General features: G+C 67.4%; 22 protein-coding genes and 3 tRNA genes. 15 read left to right on the top strand and 10 right to left on the bottom strand.

Annotation, left to right across the window (positions count from 1 at the left end; genetic code table 11):
• Positions 1-7 precede the first annotated feature (7 nt).
• The 7 genes from ACZ5XO_RS05355 to ACZ5XO_RS05385 all read right to left on the bottom strand — a co-directional run bounded on the left by ACZ5XO_RS05355 (position 8) and on the right by ACZ5XO_RS05385 (position 5,086).
• Positions 8-649 (bottom strand): exopolysaccharide biosynthesis protein, encoded by a 642-nt coding sequence (locus ACZ5XO_RS05355; protein ID WP_464164272.1) that lies wholly within the window; start codon positions 647-649, stop codon positions 8-10.
• A gap of 81 nt (positions 650-730) precedes the next feature.
• The gene (locus ACZ5XO_RS05360) at positions 731-919 is read right to left on the bottom strand and encodes a DUF3008 family protein (protein WP_464164273.1); all 189 of its coding nucleotides are present in this window, start codon (positions 917-919) and stop codon (positions 731-733) included.
• Positions 920-971: 52 nt separating this feature from the next.
• Positions 972-2,138, bottom strand: coding sequence for an isovaleryl-CoA dehydrogenase (locus ACZ5XO_RS05365; protein WP_464164274.1), 1,167 nt, complete (start codon positions 2,136-2,138; stop codon positions 972-974).
• Positions 2,139-2,180: 42 nt separating this feature from the next.
• Positions 2,181-3,032 carry a lysozyme gene (locus ACZ5XO_RS05370; protein ID WP_464164275.1) on the bottom strand — a complete coding sequence of 284 codons (852 nt, stop codon included), beginning with the start codon at positions 3,030-3,032 and terminating at the stop codon, positions 2,181-2,183.
• 28 nt (positions 3,033-3,060) lie between these two features.
• Positions 3,061-4,476, bottom strand: a complete 1,416-nt coding sequence (mgtE, locus tag ACZ5XO_RS05375) for a magnesium transporter (RefSeq protein ID WP_464164276.1) — start codon at positions 4,474-4,476, stop codon at positions 3,061-3,063.
• 58 nt (positions 4,477-4,534) lie between these two features.
• A tRNA-Leu gene (locus tag ACZ5XO_RS05380) sits at positions 4,535-4,619 on the bottom strand.
• Positions 4,620-4,780: 161 nt separating this feature from the next.
• Positions 4,781-5,086 carry a FliM/FliN family flagellar motor switch protein gene (locus tag ACZ5XO_RS05385; protein ID WP_464164277.1) on the bottom strand — a complete coding sequence of 102 codons (306 nt, stop codon included), beginning with the start codon at positions 5,084-5,086 and terminating at the stop codon, positions 4,781-4,783.
• A gap of 9 nt (positions 5,087-5,095) precedes the next feature.
• On the opposite strand from ACZ5XO_RS05385, the gene lipB reads away from it, so the two are divergent.
• Positions 5,096-5,812: a lipoyl(octanoyl) transferase LipB gene (gene lipB, locus ACZ5XO_RS05390; RefSeq protein ID WP_464164278.1), complete on the top strand. Its 717-nt coding sequence runs from the start codon at positions 5,096-5,098 to the stop codon at positions 5,810-5,812.
• Here the strand turns inward: lipB and ACZ5XO_RS05395 are convergent.
• Positions 5,788-6,192 (bottom strand): DUF805 domain-containing protein, encoded by a 405-nt coding sequence (locus ACZ5XO_RS05395; RefSeq protein ID WP_464164279.1) that lies wholly within the window; start codon positions 6,190-6,192, stop codon positions 5,788-5,790. The genes lipB and ACZ5XO_RS05395 overlap by 25 nt on opposite strands.
• 175 nt (positions 6,193-6,367) lie before the next feature.
• On the opposite strand from ACZ5XO_RS05395, the gene ACZ5XO_RS05400 reads away from it, so the two are divergent.
• From ACZ5XO_RS05400 to ACZ5XO_RS05415, 4 genes are all read left to right on the top strand, one after another.
• Positions 6,368-7,846: a hypothetical protein gene (locus tag ACZ5XO_RS05400; RefSeq protein ID WP_464164280.1), complete on the top strand. Its 1,479-nt coding sequence runs from the start codon at positions 6,368-6,370 to the stop codon at positions 7,844-7,846.
• A 205-nt stretch (positions 7,847-8,051) separates the two neighbouring features.
• Positions 8,052-8,543 carry a peptide-methionine (R)-S-oxide reductase MsrB gene (gene msrB / locus ACZ5XO_RS05405; protein WP_464164281.1) on the top strand — a complete coding sequence of 164 codons (492 nt, stop codon included), beginning with the start codon at positions 8,052-8,054 and terminating at the stop codon, positions 8,541-8,543.
• 49 nt (positions 8,544-8,592) lie between these two features.
• A complete protein-coding gene (locus ACZ5XO_RS05410) occupies positions 8,593-9,174 on the top strand; it encodes a hypothetical protein (RefSeq protein ID WP_464164282.1) in 582 nt (193 codons plus the stop codon).
• A gap of 120 nt (positions 9,175-9,294) precedes the next feature.
• Entirely contained in the window at positions 9,295-9,951 is a 657-nt protein-coding gene (locus ACZ5XO_RS05415; protein ID WP_464164283.1) for a DedA family protein, read from the top strand.
• A 197-nt stretch (positions 9,952-10,148) separates the two neighbouring features.
• Here the strand turns inward: ACZ5XO_RS05415 and ACZ5XO_RS05420 are convergent, their stop codons facing one another.
• The gene (locus tag ACZ5XO_RS05420; RefSeq protein ID WP_464164284.1) at positions 10,149-13,442 is read right to left on the bottom strand and encodes an amidohydrolase family protein; all 3,294 of its coding nucleotides are present in this window, start codon (positions 13,440-13,442) and stop codon (positions 10,149-10,151) included.
• Between the two features lie 172 nt (positions 13,443-13,614).
• A tRNA-Thr gene (locus ACZ5XO_RS05425) sits at positions 13,615-13,689 on the bottom strand.
• 64 nt (positions 13,690-13,753) lie between these two features.
• Between ACZ5XO_RS05425 and ACZ5XO_RS05430 the strand changes: the two genes are divergently transcribed.
• The 10 genes from ACZ5XO_RS05430 to ACZ5XO_RS05475 all read left to right on the top strand — a co-directional run bounded on the left by ACZ5XO_RS05430 (position 13,754) and on the right by ACZ5XO_RS05475 (position 19,926).
• The gene (locus ACZ5XO_RS05430) at positions 13,754-13,960 is read left to right on the top strand and encodes a hypothetical protein (RefSeq protein ID WP_464164285.1); all 207 of its coding nucleotides are present in this window, start codon (positions 13,754-13,756) and stop codon (positions 13,958-13,960) included.
• Positions 13,961-14,062: 102 nt separating this feature from the next.
• Positions 14,063-15,352, top strand: a complete 1,290-nt coding sequence (gene murA, locus ACZ5XO_RS05435) for a UDP-N-acetylglucosamine 1-carboxyvinyltransferase (RefSeq protein WP_464164286.1) — start codon at positions 14,063-14,065, stop codon at positions 15,350-15,352.
• The gene (locus ACZ5XO_RS05440; protein ID WP_464164287.1) at positions 15,342-15,824 is read left to right on the top strand and encodes a DUF2948 family protein; all 483 of its coding nucleotides are present in this window, start codon (positions 15,342-15,344) and stop codon (positions 15,822-15,824) included. Before murA ends, ACZ5XO_RS05440 begins: the two co-directional genes overlap by 11 nt.
• Positions 15,821-16,288 carry a UPF0262 family protein gene (locus ACZ5XO_RS05445; RefSeq protein ID WP_464164288.1) on the top strand — a complete coding sequence of 156 codons (468 nt, stop codon included), beginning with the start codon at positions 15,821-15,823 and terminating at the stop codon, positions 16,286-16,288. Before ACZ5XO_RS05440 ends, ACZ5XO_RS05445 begins: the two co-directional genes overlap by 4 nt.
• A gap of 102 nt (positions 16,289-16,390) precedes the next feature.
• Positions 16,391-16,609: a translation initiation factor IF-1 gene (gene infA / locus ACZ5XO_RS05450; RefSeq protein WP_003164348.1), complete on the top strand. Its 219-nt coding sequence runs from the start codon at positions 16,391-16,393 to the stop codon at positions 16,607-16,609.
• Positions 16,610-16,617: 8 nt separating this feature from the next.
• Complete coding sequence (locus ACZ5XO_RS05455) at positions 16,618-17,217, top strand: Maf family protein (protein WP_464164289.1); 600 nt, start codon at positions 16,618-16,620, stop codon at positions 17,215-17,217.
• Position 17,218: 1 nt separating this feature from the next.
• Positions 17,219-18,256 carry a ribonuclease E/G gene (locus ACZ5XO_RS05460; protein ID WP_464164290.1) on the top strand — a complete coding sequence of 346 codons (1,038 nt, stop codon included), beginning with the start codon at positions 17,219-17,221 and terminating at the stop codon, positions 18,254-18,256.
• Positions 18,257-18,412: a DNA gyrase inhibitor YacG gene (locus ACZ5XO_RS05465; RefSeq protein WP_464164291.1), complete on the top strand. Its 156-nt coding sequence runs from the start codon at positions 18,257-18,259 to the stop codon at positions 18,410-18,412. It abuts the gene before it with no gap.
• 72 nt (positions 18,413-18,484) lie between these two features.
• Positions 18,485-18,560 (top strand) — tRNA-Phe (locus ACZ5XO_RS05470).
• A gap of 451 nt (positions 18,561-19,011) precedes the next feature.
• Positions 19,012-19,926, top strand: a complete 915-nt coding sequence (locus tag ACZ5XO_RS05475; RefSeq protein WP_207826277.1) for a MotA/TolQ/ExbB proton channel family protein — start codon at positions 19,012-19,014, stop codon at positions 19,924-19,926.
• Position 19,927: the final 1 nt, after the last annotated feature.

Genomic DNA, 19,927 nt, shown 5'->3' on the forward strand with positions numbered 1-19,927 from the left:
GTGGTCGCTAGAAGAGGGTGCTGAACCAGTTGGCGACGCCGTGGATGATGGCGACGACCGTGGTCCAGACCAGGGTCAGGTAGACGCCACAAATCGCCGTGCCGATTAGGCCCGCGATGATGAAGGCGCCGTCCCTCTGGATGATGGCCAGGCCGAAGACGGCCAGGGTCAGGCCGGGTAGGGCGTCGCCGAAGGGCACCGGCAGGGCCATCATCAGGGCCAGCAGGATGCAGATCACGCCCACCACCACGTCGGCGAATTCGCCGGTCAGGACGGGGATGCGGGGGCGCGTCAGGCGTTCCACCTGACGCAGGCGCGGCAGGATCTTCTGGCTGGCGCTCTGATAGGTGGCGCGGCTGACCGAAGCCTTCATCAGCCAGCGCGGCAGCCAGACCTTGTCGCGCTGCAAGGCCAGTTCGGCGGCGATCAGGATGATGGGAACGGAAAAGACGGCCTTGCCGCCGGGCGGCCAGGGGATCAGGGCCATCAGCGCCAGCATCAGGATGACGGCGCCGAAGCCGCGCTCGCCGAAGGCCGCGACCATTTCCTTCAGAGTCAGCTTGGGATCAGCGCCATGGCCCAGCGATTCCAGAACGTCGGAAAACGTCCGGTCCTCATCCGGCGGCAGGGGCGTGGAAACAAGCGTCATCAGGCGAGACTCGGGGAGCGAAGGTTCGCCAAGTTAGGGGCGGCGCGAACCCTGCGCCATCCCTGACACGCGGGGTGCGGCTTAATGTTTCGTCACGTGCTCGGGTTTGCCCTTGCGCGGGGTATGGGCGAACTCTTCGAGTTGTTTATCGGTCATCGATTCCAGCATGGATTTCGATGCGCCCTTCAGCTTGGATTTCGGCGTCTCGCCGCGTTTGGCGGACAGGGCGGCCCCGGCGGCCTTCTGTTGGGCGGCGGACTTGGCGGGCATGGCGGCTCTCCTGCGTGAGCAAGAAAAACCGCCCGCCCGCCGTGTCGTTCCGTCAGCCCAGAAGCTCGCGGCCGATCAGGAAGCGGCGGATCTCATTGGTGCCGGCGCCGATGTCGTAGAGCTTGGCGTCGCGCACCAGGCGCTCGACCGGCCATTCCCTGGTGTAGCCGGCGCCGCCCAGGGCCTGAACGGCCTCCAGCGACACCTTCACCGCGTTCTCCGAGGCCAGCAGGATGGCGCCTGCCGCGTCATAGCGGGTGGTCTTGCCCTGATCGCAGGCGCGGGCCACGGCGTAGACATAGGCGCGGGCGCTGTTCAGGGCGACATACATGTCGGCGACCTTGGCCTGCATCAGCTGGAAGGAGCCGATGGCCTTGCCGAACTGCTTGCGCTCGCGGACGTAGGGCAGGACCACGTCCAGGGCGGCCTGCATGATGCCCAGGGGGCCGGCCGAGAGGACGGCGCGCTCATAGTCCAGGCCGCTCATCAGCACGCCGGCGCCGCCGCCGACCGGACCCATGACGTTCTCTTCGGGGATCTCGCAGTCCTCGAACACCAGCTCGGCGGTGTCGGAGCCGCGCATGCCCATCTTGTCCAGCTTCTTGGACACGCTGAAGCCCTTCATGCCGCGCTCGACCAGGAAGGCGGTGCAGCCCTTGGACCCCGCCTCGGGGTCGGTCTTGGCGTAAACCACCAGGGTGTCGGCCGAGGGGGCGTTGGTGATCCAGAACTTCGTGCCGTTCAGGACGTAGCGGTCGCCCTTCTTGTCGGCGCGGGTGCGCATGGACATGACGTCGGAGCCGGAGCCGGCCTCGGACATGGCCAGGGAGCCGACATGTTCGCCCGAGATCAGCTTGGGCAGGTACTTGTGCTTCTGCTCGGGCGTGCCCCAGCGACGGATCTGGTTGACGCAGAGGTTGGAGTGGGCGCCGTAGCTGAGGCCGATCGAGGCCGAGGCGCGCGACACTTCCTCCATCGCCACGACGTGTTCGAGGTAGCCGAGGCCGAGGCCGCCGAACTCTTCTTCCACCGTGATGCCGTGCAGGCCCAGCTCGCCCATCTCGGGCCACAGCTCGCGCCTGAACTCATTCTTCTCGTCGATTTCGGCGGCCAGGGGGGCCAGCCGGTCGGCGGCCCAGCGGGCGGTGGTTTCACGAATGGCGTCGGCGTTCTCGCCGAGGCCGAATTCCATGGATTGGGGCGCGAAGGGAATGCTCATGCCGCAAGGCGTAGCATCGCGCACGCGCTTCGCATAGCGGCCTCAGACGACGCGTTTATTGTTCCGCTTGCGCGTCAGGTTCCAGCCGGCTGTGCCGATGAAGATCAGGCCAATGACGGCCAGGAGGCCGCCGATCAACACGGTGCCGTCCGTGGCCTGATGGCCCGCCAGAACGCGACGGAAGGCCGCGACGCCTGCGGCGAAGGCCAGCAGACCGATGCCGCCGATGAAAACGACCGCGCCGGTGTCGTTCAGCACGGGCGCGGCGGCGCGTTTCTCGTGACGTAGAACCTGAATCGTGGCGGGGGCCTCGTCCTCGACCGGGGCGGTCTTGGCGCCAGGCCCCTGAACCGGGGCGGTGAGGAGCAGATCGAGCGGGGCGGCCCGTTCGGGAGCCGTGTCGAACAGGGCGCGCTCGGCTGAACGGCGGCGATAGGGGGCGTCGATGGCCGGCTGGACCCGATCCGGCCAGCCGCTGAGCGCCTCGGCGGCGCGGGCGGGAGCGCCGGCGTTCAGCTGTTCCAGCACGTCGGAACCTTCGAAGCGCTGGACGCCGACCGAGAAGATGAAACTGGCCAGGGCGTCGAACTGATGCTGGTTCAGCGGGATCGCGACACGGCTATTGATCGTCTCGACGACGGGCAGGAGGTCATATTGCAGCAGCAGCTCCGCCTCGGCCTCGGTGATCGTGGCTCCGGGGCGGGCGGACCTGGTGTGGCCGTAGCCGATGACCGCCACGCCGTCGCGCCGACGCACGGTCCGGGGGCGGAAGCCCTCGAAGCTCTTGATCAGAAGCAGGCCCTCGCGGGACACCTTCAGACGCTGGGAGGTTGTTGCGGACACGGATTGACCCAATTCGGAACGGGCGCGCTCGCCCGCAAGGCGAAGCAGCAAGCCGCGTTCCTAAGGCCGTCGTCCCGCTTCAGAGCAGGACGATGGTCGCCAGGCCGAGGAAGATCAGGAAGCCGAAGAAGTCCGTCGTCGCCGTCACGAACACCGCCGAAGACACGGCCGGGTCGAACTTCAGTTTCGACAGGGTGAGCGGCGTCAGCACGCCGACGGTGGCCGCCACCAGCAGGTTCAGGATCATGGCCGCGGCGATGACCGCGCCCAGGCGCCATTCCTGGAACCAGAAGCCCGCCGCCAGACCGATCAGGGGCGCCAGGACCAGGCCGTTGGCCAGACCCACCGTCAGCTCCCGCCAGAAGGTGCGCACGGCGTTGGACGAGGTCAGTTCGCGCGTCGCCAGGGCGCGCACGGTGACGGTCAGGGCCTGGGTGCCGGCGTTGCCGCCGATGGCCGAGACGATCGGCATCAGGACGGCCAGGGCGACGATCTGCTGGATCGTGCCCTCGAAGAAGGCGATGACGCCGGCGCCGAGGACGGCGGTGAACAGGTTGATGCCCAGCCAGGGCACGCGGCCGCGCACGATCTCCAGCACGCCCGAGGAGCGGTCTTCGTCCGAGACGCCGGCCAGGCGCAGGATGTCCTCGCGGTTCTCTTCCTGAATGATGTGGACGATGTCATCGACCGTCAGCTGGCCGACCAGTCGACCGCCGCTGTCTACGACCGGGGCCGAGATCAGGTTGTACTTCTCGAAGATGTAGGCGACCTCTTCCTGGTCGACATCGACGTCGATCTCGTTGACCGGCTCCATCAGCTCGGACAGCGGCGTCTCGCGCGGGGCGCGAAGCAGACGGCTGATGGCTACCCCGCCGACCGGATGGTTCAGCGGATCGACGACATAGATGTCGAAGAAGAGCTCGGGCAGGTCCTCGCCCTGGCGGCGGACGTGGTCGATGGTGTCGCCGACGTTCCAGAACTGCGGCGCGGCCATGACCTCGCGCTGCATCAGGCGCCCGGCGGAATCTTCCGGATAGCCGAGCGAGCTTTCGATCGCGGCGCGATCGACCTCGGGCATGGCGGCCAGCACCTTCTCGCGCTGGTCATCCTCCAGGTCCTCGACCACGGCGGCGGCGTCGTCGGAGTCCAGTTCCTGAAGAGCCTCGGCCAAGGTCAGGTGGGGCACCCGCTCCAGCACTTCCTCGCGGATGCCGTCGTCCAGCTCGGGCAGGGTGTCGGCCAGAAGATCCGGCGGCAGCCACTGGACCACCACGGCGCGGTGCTCGGCCGTCAGGAAGCCCATCAGGTCGGCGACGTCGGCGGGGTGCAGGTCTTCCAGCAGGCCGCGCAGGCGCATGCCGTCGCCGTCGTCGGCGGCGTCCACGACCTTTTCGACGAAGGAGGCCGTCAGGGCGTAGTCCTCGCCGAGGGCGACGTGATCTTCGGTTTCGATTTCGGGAGCAGGGGCCGGGGAGGCTGAATCCGTGTGTGTCACGTGTTGCCTCCCCGAAATGTCAGCCTGGTATAGCCGAGTGTCGCCCTGTCAGATCAGATGGTGCGGTCGAGAAGACTCGAACTTCCACGGGTTGCCCCACAGCGACCTCAACGCTGCGCGTCTACCAATTCCGCCACGACCGCTCGCATCGGAGGGCGGGCAATAGCGGAGAGAGGACGGAAAGAAAAGGGGGTTTTGCGGAAATAGGCGAAGGCGGCGATTTTCCTCACCATTTGCCGTTGTGACACAGCGAAGCAAGCCGCGTCGGGTCGAGAAGGCGGAGCCTTCTGACCGCGGCTCAACATCAAGCCGCGCCGGCCATGAAGTCGTAGATGTCGGCGGTGCGGGTCACCGTGATGGCGATGCGGTCGTCGCGAATCTCGATCTCGCCGCGCGCCACCGGATGGTTGTTGGCCAGGATCCAGACCTCGTCGCGTTCGGAGGCGTCGAGCGGGATCACAGCGCCGCGACCCATGCGCAGCAACTGTTGCATCGGCAGGACCGAACGGCCCAGCACGACCGAAATCTCGACTTCGACGGCTTCGATCTGGCTCAAGACGATACTCACAAACAACGGGAGGCCCTTGCGCCGCCGCGTCGGGAGACACATTGAAGCGTCATGCTTGCCGACCCGTTAAGCCTGACTGAAACATCCCTGATCCGCCCTGACGGCCGCCCGGTCGCATGGGCGGTCTCGACCGGCTATGTCGACTACGAACCCGCTGTCGCCGCCATGGAGGCGCGCGTCGCCGCCATCGCGGCGGGCGAGGCGGAGGAGGTGGTCTGGCTGCTGGAACACCCGCCGCTCTATACGGCGGGGGTCTCGGCCAAGGACGACGACCTCTTGGCGCCGGATCGTTTCCCGGTTCACCAGACGGGACGGGGCGGGCAGTTCACCTATCACGGGCCGGGCCAGCGCGTGGCCTATGTCATGCTGGACCTGAACCGGCGCGGCAAGGACGTGCGCGCCTTCGTCCATGGCCTTGAAGACTGGATCATCGGCGCCCTGGACCGGTTCGGGGTCGAGGCCGGAATGCGCGAGGGCCGTGTCGGCGTCTGGGTCGAGCGCAAGGGCGCGGGCTGGTCCCGCGAGGACAAGATCGCCGCCATCGGCGTCAAGGTGCGCAAGTGGGTCAGCTTCCACGGCATCAGCCTGAACGTGGAACCGGACCTGGACCACTTCGGCGGCATCGTGCCGTGCGGCATCACCGAGCACGGCGTGACCAGCCTGGTCGATCTGGGCGTTCTGGCGACGATGGACGAGGCGGACGGGGCGCTGAAGGCCTCGTTCCAGCGGGTGTTCGGCCCGATTCAGGACGGCGAAGCGCCGCTCTGATCACGAGGTGACGCGCCGTAACGATTGAACGCCTTCTGCCCCGGCAGCAGGGCCAGATCGACGGCGACCAGGATCAGGACGGCGGCGGCGATCCAGTCCAGCGGCGCCTGTGGGCGCGGCCAGGCCATGGCCACGGCCAGCAGTATCGGCCCGCTCCACCACCCTGAACGCCCCCGGTCATGCAGCCGCTGCGACAGGACGCAGGCGCCGCTGTAGAACAGGACCGCCGCGACGAGCCAGCCGGCGAGGTCCCGGGCCGCCAGGGGCGCGAAGAGGTCGAAGGCCGTCCAGAGAGTCAGAAGGGCCAGCGCCCCCATGCTGAAGGCCAGGCGGCCGGTGCGCCCGCTGGACGTCAGGAACAGGTCTGAGAAACGGTGCATCCGGCGTCGGTTCTGCGAAAAATGACGACCTCGCTTAGGGCCCTGACCTGCATGAGTAAACCGGGGCATGGGCGCCCAAGCGCGGCGGTCAATTCGTCGCGGGGCTTTAACGCGGGCCTTTCTTGGGTTTAAACACGGCCAAACTGCGTTTCGACGGCCTCCGGGAGTTCCCTTCATGCAACGTCTGCTCACCGCCTCAGCGGCTGTTCTCGCTCTGGCCTTCGCGGCCGGAAGCGCTTCGGCGCAGAATTTCAGCGATCTTGCGCGCCAGGACCTTCAGGCGACGCACGACGCCCTGAAGGCCAATCACCCCGCCGCCGTGGTGCCGGGCGCCGCCGGCGAAACCTTCCGCGGCTGGATCGACGCCGGCCTGCAGGACGCCCTGTCCAAAGCCGGCCAGGTCAACAGCGGCGAGAGCCATGCCTATCTGCTGCGCTACTACGCCAACGGCTTCCGCGACTCGAACATCGCCACCAGCCCGACCTTCGAAGGGGCCAGCCCCTTCTTCGCCACCGGCTGGCCCGGCGTGGCCACCGCCTGGCGCAATGGCCAGTATGTCGTTTCCTACGTCCAGCCGGGCGTGCGCGGCGCGCCGCCGGTCGGCGCTGTGGTCAAGGCTTGCAATCTTCAGCCGATCGCCGACTTCGCCAAGGCCAAGCTGGACGGCTTCGAAGGCGACCTGACGACCGAAGCCGCCCGCGTCCGCACCGCGCCCTACCTGCTGTGGAACCGTAACAACCCCATGGCCGGCGGCGTGCCCTCGACCTGCGAGTTTCAGGTCGGCCGTCGCACCCGCGACTATACGCTGAGCCCGCAACCGGCGACGCCCGCGAACCTTGAGGCCGCCTATCGCGCCTCGGTCTTCACGCCGGGCGCGACCAAGCTGTCGATCGAGCAGGTCGACGGCCGTCCCTGGGTGCATGTGAACTCGCTGGACGACAGCGCCGGTTGGGACGCCTTCTTCGCCCAGGTCGAGGCGCAAGCCGCCACGCTGCGCGGCGCCCAGGGCCTGGTCATCGACCTGCGCGGCGCCGACGGCGACTCGATCAACGCCACGTCGCGCGGTTATGGCCTGGCAAACCGCATCTGGTCGCCGGAATTCACCGTCAGCCGCCAGCCGGAAGCCGGACAGATCACCTATCGCGCCACCCCGGCCAACCGTCAGTGGTTCGCCGAGACCCTGGCGCGGATGCAGGCCGATCCGCGCTTCGTGCAGGAATCGGCGCCGGTCATCGAACAGACCCAGGCCATCGTCGCTGCGTTCGACGCCGCCCTGGCCGCAGGCCAGCCGACCTTTGTCATGCCGGGTCGTCCGGCCGTGGCCGACGCCGGCGCGGCTAACCCCGTACAGGGCAAGGTCGTGGTTCTGGTCGACGGCGGCTGCACCAACGGCTGCCTGGACACCCTGGACCTGCTGACCCGCCTGCCGAACGTGCAGCTGGCCGGTTCGCCGACCGCCGTGGACTCGATCTTCATCGAGCCGACCGTGCTGCGCCTGCCGTCGAACTATTCGGACCTGAGCTACGGCCACAAGGCCTGGACCACGCGTCAGCGCGGCAACAACCAGGGCCATGTCCCGGCCCAGGGCCTGACCTTCACCGGCAATCCGACCGACGAAGCGGCTGTCCGCACCTGGGTCGGTGGTCTCTTTTAAGAGGCCTACCGCCCTTCGGGCTCATCATGAGTGGGCCTACCGCCCTTCGGGCTACTTGAGGCCATGTTCTAGGGCCTACCGCTCTTTGGGCTACTTGAGGCCATGTTCTAGGGCCAACCGCCCTTTGGGCTACTTGAGGCCCGATTGAGCTAGTGATTGGGGCCGGACGGTGGAAACATCGTCCGGCCCTTCCTATTTTGGGCGCATGACCCAGACCGAAAATCCCGCGCCGCTTCGTTCCCCCACGGGCTTTGATCTGACGCCGCCGAGCGAGAGCCAGCGCGTGGTGCTGGAGGCCGACCTGTCGCCGGAGGAGAAGCGCGTCCTGCTGGCCCACGGCACCGAGGCGCCTTTCTGTGGAACCCTGCTGGGTGAGAAGCGGGCGGGGGTCTTTTGCTGCCGGGAATGCGGCCTGCCGCTGTTCCGCTCGGCCACCAAGTTCGAGAGCGGCACGGGCTGGCCCAGCTTCAGCGTGCCGGTGGACGAAACCCACGTCCGCGCCGTACGCGACGACAGCTACGGCATGGTGCGCGTCGAGACCCGCTGCGCCCGTTGCGACAGCCATCAGGGCCACGTCTTCCCCGACGGTCCGCCGCCGTCGGGCCTGCGCTACTGCATCAACTCGGTCGCCCTCAGCTTCGTGCCGGAAGGCGAAGCTCTGCCTGATCCCCTGGGGCGCGGCGATGGGACCGCCTGACCTTAGCCGCATTTGCCGTTAGGGTAGGGACGAACGGGAGTACGGGCGCATGATGATCGAACTGGCCGCCGCCGCGATGTTGCTGGCGAACATGGACCCCGAGGGCGTGGTCACGACCGCGCCGCGCGGCGAGCAGGCCGTGCCGATCGCCACGGCGGCCATGCTGGCCGCCTCCACGACCGACGCCTCGCCCAGCACGACGGTCCAGAGCGCCGCTCCGCACGGTCTCAGCACGGATGAACAGATCGCCCGCTGGATCGGCGAGCGTACGGCGGAAACCGCCGGGCGCGCTTCGGCCGATCCCTGGGCCGAGGTCGAGCCGCGCAAGATGCACGGCGAGGTCAGCGTCGGATTCGGGACCGGGGATTATGAAAGCTATGCGGCGGCCGTATCCATGCCGCTCGGTGAGAACGGAACGCTGAACCTCAGCGTCAGTCAGACCCGGAACAGCCCCTGGGGCTATGGCTATGGTTCGCCGTGGGGCTATGCCTACGGCCGCCCGTTCGGCCTGATGGAACCCTTCAGCTATGGCGCCCGGGGCTATGCGCCGCTGAGGATGCGCTCCAACGGCAGGGTCGAGGACGTGACGACCAAGTCCGCGGGCGTGTCGCTCCAGCTCGGCGGCGACTGAAGCCACCGCCCGGACTGAGGCGTCTGCGCCACGGCGCGGACGGTTTCGTTCGGGGCGTCCCATCGCCGCATTCCCTTTGGGCGGCGATCTCCCATATGCGTTGGGAGATAGAGGACCAGTATGGATAGTTTGCTTAGTTCGGCCGCCGATTTCATCGCCAGACACCATGTCTGGGCCGGGGTCGTTCTGGGGTTGGTCACATTTTTCGAGTCTCTGGTGGTCATCGGCGCCTTCGTGCCGGCTACGGGCCTGCTGGTCGCGGCGGGCGGACTGGTGGCCGCAGGCGTGCTGGATCCGGTCTCGGTCATCGCCGGCTGCGTGATCGGCGCGGTCATGGGGGACGCCATCTCCTACTGGATCGGCCGCCGGCTGGGCACGGGCGTGTTGCGCCAGCCCATGCTGCTGCCGCACCGTCGCAAGATCGCCTGGACGCGGCTCTACTGCCGTCGCTACGGCGTGGCCTCCATCTTCATCGGCCGCTTCTTCGGCCCGCTGCGCGCCTTCGTGCCGGTCATGGTCGGCGTGCTGCGGATGCGTCAGCGGGTCTTCCAGCTGGCGAACGTCACCTCGGCCTTCGTCTGGGTCCTGGCCATGCTGGCGCCCGGCTATCTGGCGGCCAAGGGCCTGGCGCAACTGGAGTTCATGAGCGAGGCCCACGGCCCGACCCTGATGCTGATCGCCTTTGGCGCGGTCGTGGTGGTCGCCGTGGTCGCCATGCGCTGGCTCAAGGGACGGGCGGCCAGGCGCTCGGCCCTGCTGGCCGCGACGGTCGAGTAGGCCTTCCCGGCCGCATTCAACCGCCGTCATCCTCGGGCTTGACCCGAGGATCGAGCGCAGGGCGCGCTCGCGCGGACGGACAATCCGATCCTCGGGTCAAGCCCGAGGATGACGGCAGGGGATGCTGTGACGTTCAGAGCATGAAAAAAGGCCCGACCGGGATGGTCGGGCCTTCTTCGTTTCAGGACGGAGAACCGTCAGTCGTGGCCGTGGCTGTGGCCATGCGCGTCGGCCTCGGCGGAGGTGGCGCCGGCGCTCCAGGCCTGACCGTCGGCGGTCTGGTGCCAGAAGGGCTGACGCGGGGCCTGACCGACCTCGTTCATCTGGTTGTCGAAGATGCGGCCGTTGATCATGGTGTAGCCGATCTTGACCGTGTTCCGCAGGTTCTCCAGCGGGTTGGCGTCCAGCACGACCAGGTCGGCCAGCTTGCCGGTTTCCAGCGAGCCGATGTCCTTGTCCATGCCGAGCGCCGCGGCGCCGTTCAGGGTGCCGACGCGCAGGGCTTCGTGCGGGGTCATGCCGCCCTGCTCGAACATCCACAGCTCCCAGTGGGCGCCGAGGCCTTCGCGCTGGCCGTGGGCGCCGATCTGCACCGACACGCCTTCGTCGGCCAGGCGCTTGGCCTCGCGGGCGATGGCGATGTGGTTCAGCTCGTCCGGCTGCACATGGACCGGGCGACGGGCGCGGCTGTCCAGAATGCGGCGCGGGACGTACTGCGTCAGGATCGGGTCGTTCCAGACGTCCGTGGCCTGATACCAGTAGTTTTCGCCCCAGTTGCCGCCATAGGCCACGATCAGGGTGGGGGTGTAGGCCACCTTGGTCTGACGCCACAGCTGATGCACGTCGGCATAGAGGCGGGCCAGGGGGATCGAGTGCTCGATCGTGGTGTGGCCGTCCACGACCATGCTCATGTTGTGCTGATACAGCGAGCCGCCCTCGGGCACGACCATCATGCCGAGCTCGCGCCCGGCCTCGATGATCTGCTGGCGCTGGTCGCGGCGGGGCTGGTTGTAGCTCTTGACGCTCCAGGCCCCGATGGCCTGCATCCGGCGCAGGTTGGACAGGGCGTCGTTCAGATCATTGACCTGGGCCGTGAAGGGCGTGTTGGCCCCGTACAGGATGGTGCCGGTCGAGAAGATGCGCGGCGCCACGACGCGTCCGGCCTTGGCCAGCTCGCTGTGGGCGAAGATCTCGCTCGAATCATTGGACGGGTCGTGGATCGTGGTCACGCCGAAGGCGAGGGCGGCGTAGTTGACCCAGGACTGCTGCGGGATGATCTCGTCCGAGCCCATTGAGCCGTGCCAGTGGGCGTCCACCAGACCGGGGATGATGGTCTTGCCGGCCATGTCCATGACGCGGGCGTCGGCTGGAACCGTGACAGAGCTGCGCGGGCCGATGGCCTCGATGCGGTTGCCGTTGATGACGACCACGCCGTCCTCGATGACCTCGTCGCCCTTCATGGTGATCAGGCGGGCGCCGCTCAGGACCACGCGGCCGGTCGGCCGGGCGTAGTCGGCGCTGAAGCCGATCTTGATTCCATGCTCGGCGGGTTTGGGCAGTTCGGCGGGCGCGCCCTCGGCGAAGGCGAAGCTTTCGCTCAGCGGACGCGAGAACAGTTCCGGTCCCATCGACCACTGAAGACGGCTGGAATCACCCGACCAGTGCAGCCACTCGCCGGCGTCGCGGGTGACGCGGGTCTGGGGCAGGGCCTTGGTGTCCGCGCCGACCGTGATGGCGCGGCCGGTCGAGACGAAGGGCGTCACATAGGCGTTGAAGCGCTCGGTCCAGGCCACCCAGTGCTCATCGGGCGAGACCGAGAACTCGGCCGCCCATTCGCTGCTCAGGTGGGTGCGTTCGTCGTCGCCGGACAGGTTGACCGATTTCAGCACGCGCTTGTCGCCGTCGCGGGCCGTCAGGAAGATCCGGTCGTTGCGGGCGCCGAACTGCGGGTTGGAGCCCTCGTCGGTGATCAGGGTCGGCTCGCCGCCGCGTACCGAGGTGCGGTAGACGCCCGGCTCGCGGCTCCACAGGGCGGTGCGCAGGAAACCGTCGCTGGAGGTGCGATAGACGATGGTCTGGCCATCCGGCGAGAACTGCGGCTCCAGGTAGTGGCCCGGATGGGCGCTGATGACGCGGCCTTCGCCGCCGGCGGCGGGAATCACCCGCAGCGTGCCCAGGTCCTGATCGTTCCAGGTCGTGTAGACGATGGAGCGACCGTCGCGGGACCACGACGGATAGAGCTCGAAGTGGTCGCTCTGGCGCGTCAGGCGTCGGGGCGTTCCCGCCACGCCGTTCCTCAGGTCGCGGATCCACAGATTGCCGAGAGCCTCGAACACGACCGTCGACCCATCAGGCGAGGTCTGGGCCCAGCGGACCATCTTCACGTCGAACCGGTCAGGAGCCACCTCGACAGGGAAGCGCACGGCCTCTTGCACGCGGCGGGTGTCGGCGACGTGGAAGGGGATTTCGCTGACGGCCTTGGTGGACACGTCGATGCGGTGGATCTTGCCGCCGGCCCAGAAGACGATCGCGCGGTTGTCCGGGGTCCAGCTGATCGTCGGATAGACGCCGTGGATGGCCCAGGTTTCCTGCAGATCGCGGTCCAGGGCGTCGTGGATCGGAGTCTCGCGGCCCGATTCGAGGTCCATGACGTAGAGGACGGACTTGTACCGGTCGCGCCGGATGAAGGCCAGGGACTTGCCGTCGGGCGAGGGGGTGGGGCGAATCGAGCCGCCGGGGCCGGTGACGAAGGGCGTGACCTCGCCCGTCTCGCGATCCAGGCGCCGGATCACATAGATCTGGGTGTTCGGGTCCTTGGAATAGTCGAACACGCCGCCCGGCGTGGAATCATCGCTGAAGTAGAGGTAGCGGCCGTCGGGCGAGAAGGCGGGCTCGCCCGTATCCTTCTGCTGGGTGCGGCGCTCGGTCAGTTGCACGCCGCTGCCGCCCGCGCGGTGGTACATCCACATCTCGCCCGCGCCCAGCGAGCGCGACGAGGTGAAGTGCTTGCGGCCGACGATGAACTGGCCGTCCGGCGACCAGTCGGGCTGGGTGAGAAGGCGGAAGGTCTCGTTGGACACCTGTCTGGCGTTCGCGCCGTCGCGGTCCATGACCCACAGGTTGTCGCCGCCGCCCCGGTCCGAGGTGAAGGCGATGGAGCGGCCATCCGGCGAATACTTGGGCTGCATGTCCCAGGCCACGCCCGAGGCGATGGCGCGGGCCTCGCCGCCGGCGATCGGCATGACATAGATGTCGCCCAGCAGGTCGAAGACGATTTCGCGACCGTCCGGGCTGACGTCCAGCGACATCCAGGTGCCTTCGGTGACGTCGATGCTTGCGTCGTGCGACGCGCCCGGCGGGTTCTGAACGTCCCACTTCGGCTTGTCCGGCGTCGCGGCGGCGGCCGTCGAATCGTTGGTCGGCGTGTTTTGCGCGAGCGCCGGGAAGGCCACGGCCAGGGCCGCGACAGTGGTCAACAGGCTGCGTTTCATGAGAGCCCCCAATACCCCTACTGATGAGGTCGGAAGGTCTAGCGGGCGCGGTGCGGACTTGACCAGACGTCAGGCGACGAATGGCGCATTTCGTCCGCGTCAGGATAGCGCATCAGATTGTCGGGGAGATTGGCCCCGGCCCTTGCAAATCGTTGATCTGCAAGGGCTGGGATGGTGCCGCCGGGGGGAATCGAACCCACGACCTCAGCCTTACCAAGGATGCGCTCTACCACTGAGCTACGGCGGCCCTCAACGAGGAGAGCGGCCGTATAGCCAACGACTTCGGGGCGGCACAAGCGGAAAATGCATGCTTGATCAAAAACTTTGGTCGGGTTCTGCTGCACAACATGGATAGCTCGCCCAAAGACGCCGTTCCCGCCGCCCCGGTCGTGGAGCTGACACGCGAACAGAAGGCCAAGGCCGAGCGCGCCGTGCGTCTGGCCGCCGCCCTGCGCACCAACCTGAAGCGCCGCAAGGCGCCCACCGCCGCGCCTCGGCCCGCCACGGAACGCAACTGAAAGTCATCGTTCTTGCGCGCACACGGCTCTTTCGCGAGGGCGTAAGGGCTTGCTAGACAAGCAGTTCGCCGGGGCGCTGTGTTTCCGGCTGCGAAAGATTTCATGGACAGCATCGTCATCCACGGCGGCAACCGCCTGAACGGCCAGATCGAAGTCAGCGGCGCCAAGAATTCCGCCATCAAGCTGATGGCGGCCTCGATCCTGACGGATCAGCCCCTGCTGCTGACCAATATGCCGCGCCTGGCGGACACCCGATTCCTGGGCCAGCTGTTGCAGCAGTTCGGCGTCGAGGTGACCGAGCGCAACGGCGCCGACGGACAGGAGACCCTGTTCCATGCGCCGCAACTGACTTCGACCTTCGCCCCCTATGATCTGGTTCGTCAGATGCGGGCCTCGTTCAACGTGCTGGGGCCGCTGCTGGCCCGTTCGGGCGAGGCGAGGGTCTCGCTGCCCGGCGGCTGCACCATTGGCGCGCGTCCGGTCGATCTGCACCTGATGGCCCTGGCGGCCATGGGAGCCGAGATCGAGCTGGAAGAGGGCTATGTCTCCGCTCATGCGCCCAAGGGGCTGCAGGGGGCCGAGATCGAGTTTCCCTTCGTCTCGGTCGGCGCGACCGAACACGCCCTGCTGGCGGCGGTTCTGGCCAACGGGACGACGGTGCTGAAGCGCGCCGCGCGCGAGCCCGAGATCGGCGACCTGGCTCGCTGCCTGATCGCCATGGGCGCGAAAATCGAGGGCCTGGATACCGATGTCCTGACCATCACCGGCGTCTCGTCGCTGTCGGGCGCGACCTGGTCGGTGATTCCCGACCGGATCGAGATGGGCAGCTACGCCCTGGCGGCGGCCATGGCGGGGGGCGAGGTGCGCCTGACCAAGGGGCGCGCCGATCTGATCGCCGCCCTGACCGACAAGATGATCGAGGCGGGCGTCGAGGTCGAAGCGACCGCCGACGGCGTCATCGTGCGCCGCGATCCGGCGCAGCGGCTGAAGGCCGTCAACGTCACGACCGAAATCTATCCGGGTTTCGCCACCGACCTGCAGGCCCAGTTCATGGCCCTGATGACGACCGCCGAGGGCGAGAGCATCATCCACGAGAATATCTTCGAGAACCGCTTCATGCACGCGCCCGAGCTGGCGCGTCTGGGCGCCGACATCTCGGTTCACGCCGGCGAGGCGCGGGTGCGGGGCGTCGAGAAGCTGCACGGCGCGCCGGTCATGGCCACCGACCTGCGGGCCTCGATCAGCCTGGTCATGGCCGGTCTGGTCGCGGATGGCGAAACCACGGTCGGTCGTGTGTATCATCTGGATCGCGGCTTCGAGCGGATGGAAGAAAAGCTGGGAGCCTGCGGCGCCGACGTGCGGCGCGTGAAAGGCGAGGCGGATGAGCACTGAGGTCGAGGCGATCTCTGACACCGAGGCGGCGGCGGAAGCCCTGTCGCCCATGGAGCCCTTGCGCCTGCTGGCCGAGGACGCCGTCGATCTGCAGATCATCTCGGCCGCGCTTCAGGACGCCATCATGCGGCCTGTCGATATTCGTTGGGAAAAGGAAGCCCGGCGTCTGACCATCGTCCTGTCGCGCTTCTGCTGGGAATGCGGCGGCACGCGCGTCATGGCGGCGATGCAGTTCGGCGATGTCGAGGCGGTCAAGAGCCGGCGCCTGCCGCGCCTGCCCGAATCGGCGCTGGAGCTGCTGGCGCTTGATTTCGAGCCGACTGAGGCCCCCGGCGGCCGCGTCATCCTGATGTTCGCGGGCGGCGGGGATCTGCGCATCGACGTGGAGTGCCTGGACGCCGTGCTGACGGACCTGTCGGACCGCTGGCCCGCGCGCGTGGCGCCTACTCATCTGGACGAGGTGCAGTCGTGAGCGGTCCGCACAAGCTGTCGTCGATCGAAGTCGACGCGGCGACCCTTCCGGCCCCGACCGCCGAGATCGAGCATCAGCGCCGCGTCGCCATCTTCGATCTGGTCGAGCAGAACAGTTTTGCGCCGGAAGGCGCCGAGGGCGGTCCCTATGCCCTGCGCCTGTCCTCGCAGGATAACCGGCTGGCCTTCGACATCACCGGGCCGGACTTCGCCCGCACCCACGTCCTGTCGCTGTCGCCGATGAAGACGGTGATCCGTGACTACGCCCTGATCTGCGAGAGCTATTACGAGGCCCTGCGCGGCTCCTCGCCCAGCCAGATCGAGTCGGTCGACATGGGCCGTCGCGGCCTGCACAACGAAGGCGCCGAACTGCTCCGGGGGCGTCTCGAAGGCAAGGTCGAGATCGACAAGGAAACCGCTCGTCGGCTGTTCACGCTGGTTTGCGCCGTCTATCGACGCGGCTGAACTCGACTATTTCGGCGTTTTGGTGCATTAGGCGCCTCCTTCACGGCTCGCGTTCACGCCCGACGCGAGCCTTAAGCCGTTTTTCCGGGCGAGAGAGACCGCATGGCCAAGGAAGAGCTTCTCGAGTTCCCCGGCGTCGTCAGCGAACTGCTGCCGAACGCCACTTTCCGCGTGACGCTGGAAAACGACCACGAGATCATCGCCCACACCGCCGGCAAGATGCGCAAGAACCGCATCCGCGTTCTGGCGGGCGACAAGGTGCTGGTCGAAATGACGCCCTACGACCTGACCAAGGGCCGCATCACCTATCGCTTCAAGTAAGGACGCGCGTGTCGCGTCCTGACCTTTCGGTTCCGAGGCTGGTTCTGGCCTCGTCGAGCCCGCGCCGTATTGAACTGCTGGCGCAGATCGGGGTGGTTCCCGATCATGTTGATCCCGCCGACATCGACGAGACGCCGCTGAAGAACGAGACGCCGTCGCGTCTGGCCGAGCGTCTGGCGCGCGGCAAGGCCGAGGTGGTGGCCGCAAGGTCGCCTGACGCCATCGTCCTGGCCGCCGACACCGTCGTCGCCGTGGGCCGCCGCCTGCTGGAAAAGCCGGCCGATGAGGCCGAGGCCCGTCGCTTCCTTGAACTGCTGTCGGGTCGCAATCACCGCGTCTTCACGGGCGTCGTCGTGATCGCCAACGGTCAGACGACCTGTCGGGTTGTGGACACCCGCGTCTCCTTCAAGACCCTGTCGCCCGAAGAGATCGCGACCTATGTCGCCTCGGGCGAGTGGCGCGGCAAGGCGGGCGGTTACGGCATCCAGGGGGCGGCCGCCGCCTTCGTGCGCCGCATCGTCGGCAGCCACCCGGCCGTCATGGGCCTGCCGTTGTATGAGGCGGCGAATCTGCTTCGGGGCGCCGGCTGGCGGCCCAGGATCGCCTGACATGGCGAACATCGAGGTCTTCCTCGACGAGACGCCGGGCGAGACCCGCGGCGTCATCGCCCGCGACGGCCTCTATACCCATCTGATCCTGCACCGCGACAGCGACCGGCCGGGCGATAGGTTGGGCGCGCGTTGCGTCGGCCGTATCGCGCGTGTCGATCCGGGGCTTCGCGGCGCCTTCGTCGACCTGGGGGCGGGCGAGCCGTTCGGCTTCCTGCCGCTGGGCCAGAACGACAAGCCGGGGGAGGGGGCCAAGATCGAAGTCGAGGTCGTCGCCGAACCGCGCGAGCGCAAGGGGCCGGTGCTGCGCCGCCTCGGCGAGGCGGCCGGCGAGCCGCGTCTGCTGGCGCCGGGACCGGATGTCCGGGCGATTCTGGCGGGGCTGGCGCCGGGTGTCGCGCCCCAGACCGGCGCGGCCGCGATCCGGGCTTCGCTGGAGGCCGAGGAGGACGCCCTGTCCGCCAGTGTCGTTGATCCTTCCTGCGGTCTGGACCTGATGATTCAGCGCACCCGCGCCCTCATCGCCGTCGACATCGATCACGCGCCGGCGCCGGGACGCAATTCCCGCAAGAGCCGCGAGACCGCCAATCGCGAGGGCCTTGTCCACGCCGCCCGACTGCTGACGCTGAAAGGGTGGGGCGGGCTGGTCGTGATCGACCTGATCGGCGCCGGTCTGCACGGCGACACCATGATGAAGGGCGTGCGCGCCGCCTTTTCGGGCGAGCCGCAGGCCGTGTTCGGACCTTTGAGCCGGTTCGGTCTGATGCAATTGTCCCTGCCGTGGCGCAGGACCCCGCTGGACGAGCGTCTGCTGGACGCCGGCGGACGACCGACGGCCGAGGCGCGCGCCATCGCCGTCGTGCGTCAGCTGCGTCTGGCCATGCTGTCCGATCCTGCCGCGCCGCGTTTCATCGCACGCTGCGGTCCGGAAGAGGCGGCCCTCGCCGAGCGGCTGGTTCAGGCGCTCGGGCCGAGAGGCGGTCTGCTGGCCGATCCGGCCATGACCGGCGCCGCCGCCAGAATCGAGGAGGCTTTATAAATGTCGCTCTGCCCCATCTGCCGGCGCCAGGAAGCCGTTCCGGCCTACAAGCCCTTCTGCTCCAAGCGCTGCGCCGACGTTGATCTGCAGCGCTGGTTCACCGGCGGCTACGCCATTCCGGCCGAAGAAGTGGTCGAAGATGAAAAAGATCGCTGAATTGAGTGAATTGGCGTCTGGACAGCCCCTCCGGCCTCGCCTATAGACCCGCCTCTCGCGACGACGTCGTGCGCCTGGATAGCTCAGCTGGTAGAGCAGCGGATTGAAAATCCGCGTGTCGGTGGTTCGAACCCGCCTCCAGGCACCACTTCCCCCTAACAAGCCATGTGTTGTGCGCCCTGGTTCGGTCCGGAAGAGCGTTGCCGTGAAATGGCCTAAATTTCGCCTTGGGAATTGCATTTCCGTAACATCGCGTGATGCGACGGTTTCGTGTCGTCATTATTGCATATATCGCAAATATTTTGCCGATCTCTCTGATTGCTGCAGGTGCGAAGGGGAAAAGAAACTTTGCGCACTTGACGCTACGTGGGGCGTTCGCCAAAGGGACTTAACCGCATTCCTGCTTGCAGGTCGGGGTGACCGGGATATTGTGCCCGGACCTTGGCGGCGGCGCCCGTTTTCGAACGGACGTCGCGGGGGGGCGGCTCCACCGATCCGGCTCGATCCGGGGGTGGCGCAATTTCATTATAGGGACGGCCGACTGACGCGGTCCGTGTCTTGGGTTCCACGTGTCAGACCAAAGCAGGAACTGGCGAACAATGCTCGATAGCAAGAAGACGAATATCCTCCTCGCAATGGCCGGCGCCGCCGTCCTGATGGCGAGCTCGCCGGTTCTGGCGCAAGACGCTGCGGCTCCCGCCGCTGCTCCTGCCGCCGCCGCTGCTCCGGCCGCTCCGGCCGCTGACGCCGCCGCTCCGGCTGCTGACGCCGCTGCCCCCGCCGCTGATCCGACCACGGTCAGCGAGTCGGTCTCGGGCGGCCACGGCGGCGGCATCACCCCGGTCTCCATGTTCATGGAAGCCACCGCAGTCGTTAAGGCCGTCATGATCGGCCTGCTGCTGGCCTCGATCTTCTCCTGGACCCTGCTGCTCATCAAGCTGCTGGAGTTCGGCGCCCTGAACAAGGCCACCGACCGCTTCCTGGAAGCCTTCCGCGGCGCCCGCACCATCGCCGACATGCGCCGCGTGGCCACGTCGGAAGACTTCGACGGCAACCCGCTGGCTGACATGGCCGCCGCCGCCACCGAAGAAATCGAACTGTCGCGTCAAGCTGGCCTGGAAGTGACCGGCGCCCATCGCGACTCGGCCCTGCTGCGCTCGCAGAACGCCGTCGCCGCTGTTCAGGCCGGTCTGGCCAAGCGCCTGTCGGGCGGCCAGCAGTTCCTGGCTTCGGTCGGTTCGTCCGGTCCGTTCATCGGTCTGTTCGGCACCGTTTACGGCATCATGAACTCCTTCATCGGCATCGCCGAGTCCAACACGACCAACCTGGCCGTCGTTGCTCCGGGTATTGCTGAAGCCCTGCTGGCCACCGGTATCGGCCTGTTCGCCGCTATCCCGGCCGTTATCTTCTACAACTACTTCAACACGCGCATCTCGGCCTACGGCACCCGTTCGGACGGCTTCAACGCTGAACTGATCAACGCCATCTCGCGTCAGCTCGACAAGGGAGCATAAG

The sequence above is a fragment of the Brevundimonas sp. T2-11 genome (assembly GCF_055397675.1).

Bases quoted from the DNA above. Each gene is read 5' to 3' on its own strand.
- ACZ5XO_RS05385 (WP_464164277.1), bottom strand. From the start codon at position 5,086: ATGTGTCTCCCGACGCGGCGGCGCAAGGGCCTCCCGTTGTTTGTGAGT.
- ACZ5XO_RS05420 (WP_464164284.1), bottom strand. From the start codon at position 13,442: ATGAAACGCAGCCTGTTGACCACTGTCGCGGCCCTGGCCGTGGCCTTC.
- ACZ5XO_RS05415 (WP_464164283.1), top strand. From the start codon at position 9,295: ATGGATAGTTTGCTTAGTTCGGCCGCCGATTTCATCGCCAGACACCAT.
- ACZ5XO_RS05410 (WP_464164282.1), top strand. From the start codon at position 8,593: ATGATGATCGAACTGGCCGCCGCCGCGATGTTGCTGGCGAACATGGAC.
- msrB (WP_464164281.1), top strand. From the start codon at position 8,052: ATGACCCAGACCGAAAATCCCGCGCCGCTTCGTTCCCCCACGGGCTTT.
- ACZ5XO_RS05460 (WP_464164290.1), top strand. From the start codon at position 17,219: ATGGCGAACATCGAGGTCTTCCTCGACGAGACGCCGGGCGAGACCCGC.
- ACZ5XO_RS05465 (WP_464164291.1), top strand. From the start codon at position 18,257: ATGTCGCTCTGCCCCATCTGCCGGCGCCAGGAAGCCGTTCCGGCCTAC.
- ACZ5XO_RS05355 (WP_464164272.1), bottom strand. From the start codon at position 649: ATGACGCTTGTTTCCACGCCCCTGCCGCCGGATGAGGACCGGACGTTT.
- infA (WP_003164348.1), top strand. From the start codon at position 16,391: ATGGCCAAGGAAGAGCTTCTCGAGTTCCCCGGCGTCGTCAGCGAACTG.
- ACZ5XO_RS05475 (WP_207826277.1), top strand. From the start codon at position 19,012: ATGCTCGATAGCAAGAAGACGAATATCCTCCTCGCAATGGCCGGCGCC.
- ACZ5XO_RS05440 (WP_464164287.1), top strand. From the start codon at position 15,342: ATGAGCACTGAGGTCGAGGCGATCTCTGACACCGAGGCGGCGGCGGAA.
- ACZ5XO_RS05360 (WP_464164273.1), bottom strand. From the start codon at position 919: ATGCCCGCCAAGTCCGCCGCCCAACAGAAGGCCGCCGGGGCCGCCCTG.
- murA (WP_464164286.1), top strand. From the start codon at position 14,063: ATGGACAGCATCGTCATCCACGGCGGCAACCGCCTGAACGGCCAGATC.
- ACZ5XO_RS05395 (WP_464164279.1), bottom strand. From the start codon at position 6,192: ATGCACCGTTTCTCAGACCTGTTCCTGACGTCCAGCGGGCGCACCGGC.
- ACZ5XO_RS05365 (WP_464164274.1), bottom strand. From the start codon at position 2,138: ATGAGCATTCCCTTCGCGCCCCAATCCATGGAATTCGGCCTCGGCGAG.
- ACZ5XO_RS05400 (WP_464164280.1), top strand. From the start codon at position 6,368: ATGCAACGTCTGCTCACCGCCTCAGCGGCTGTTCTCGCTCTGGCCTTC.
- lipB (WP_464164278.1), top strand. From the start codon at position 5,096: ATGCTTGCCGACCCGTTAAGCCTGACTGAAACATCCCTGATCCGCCCT.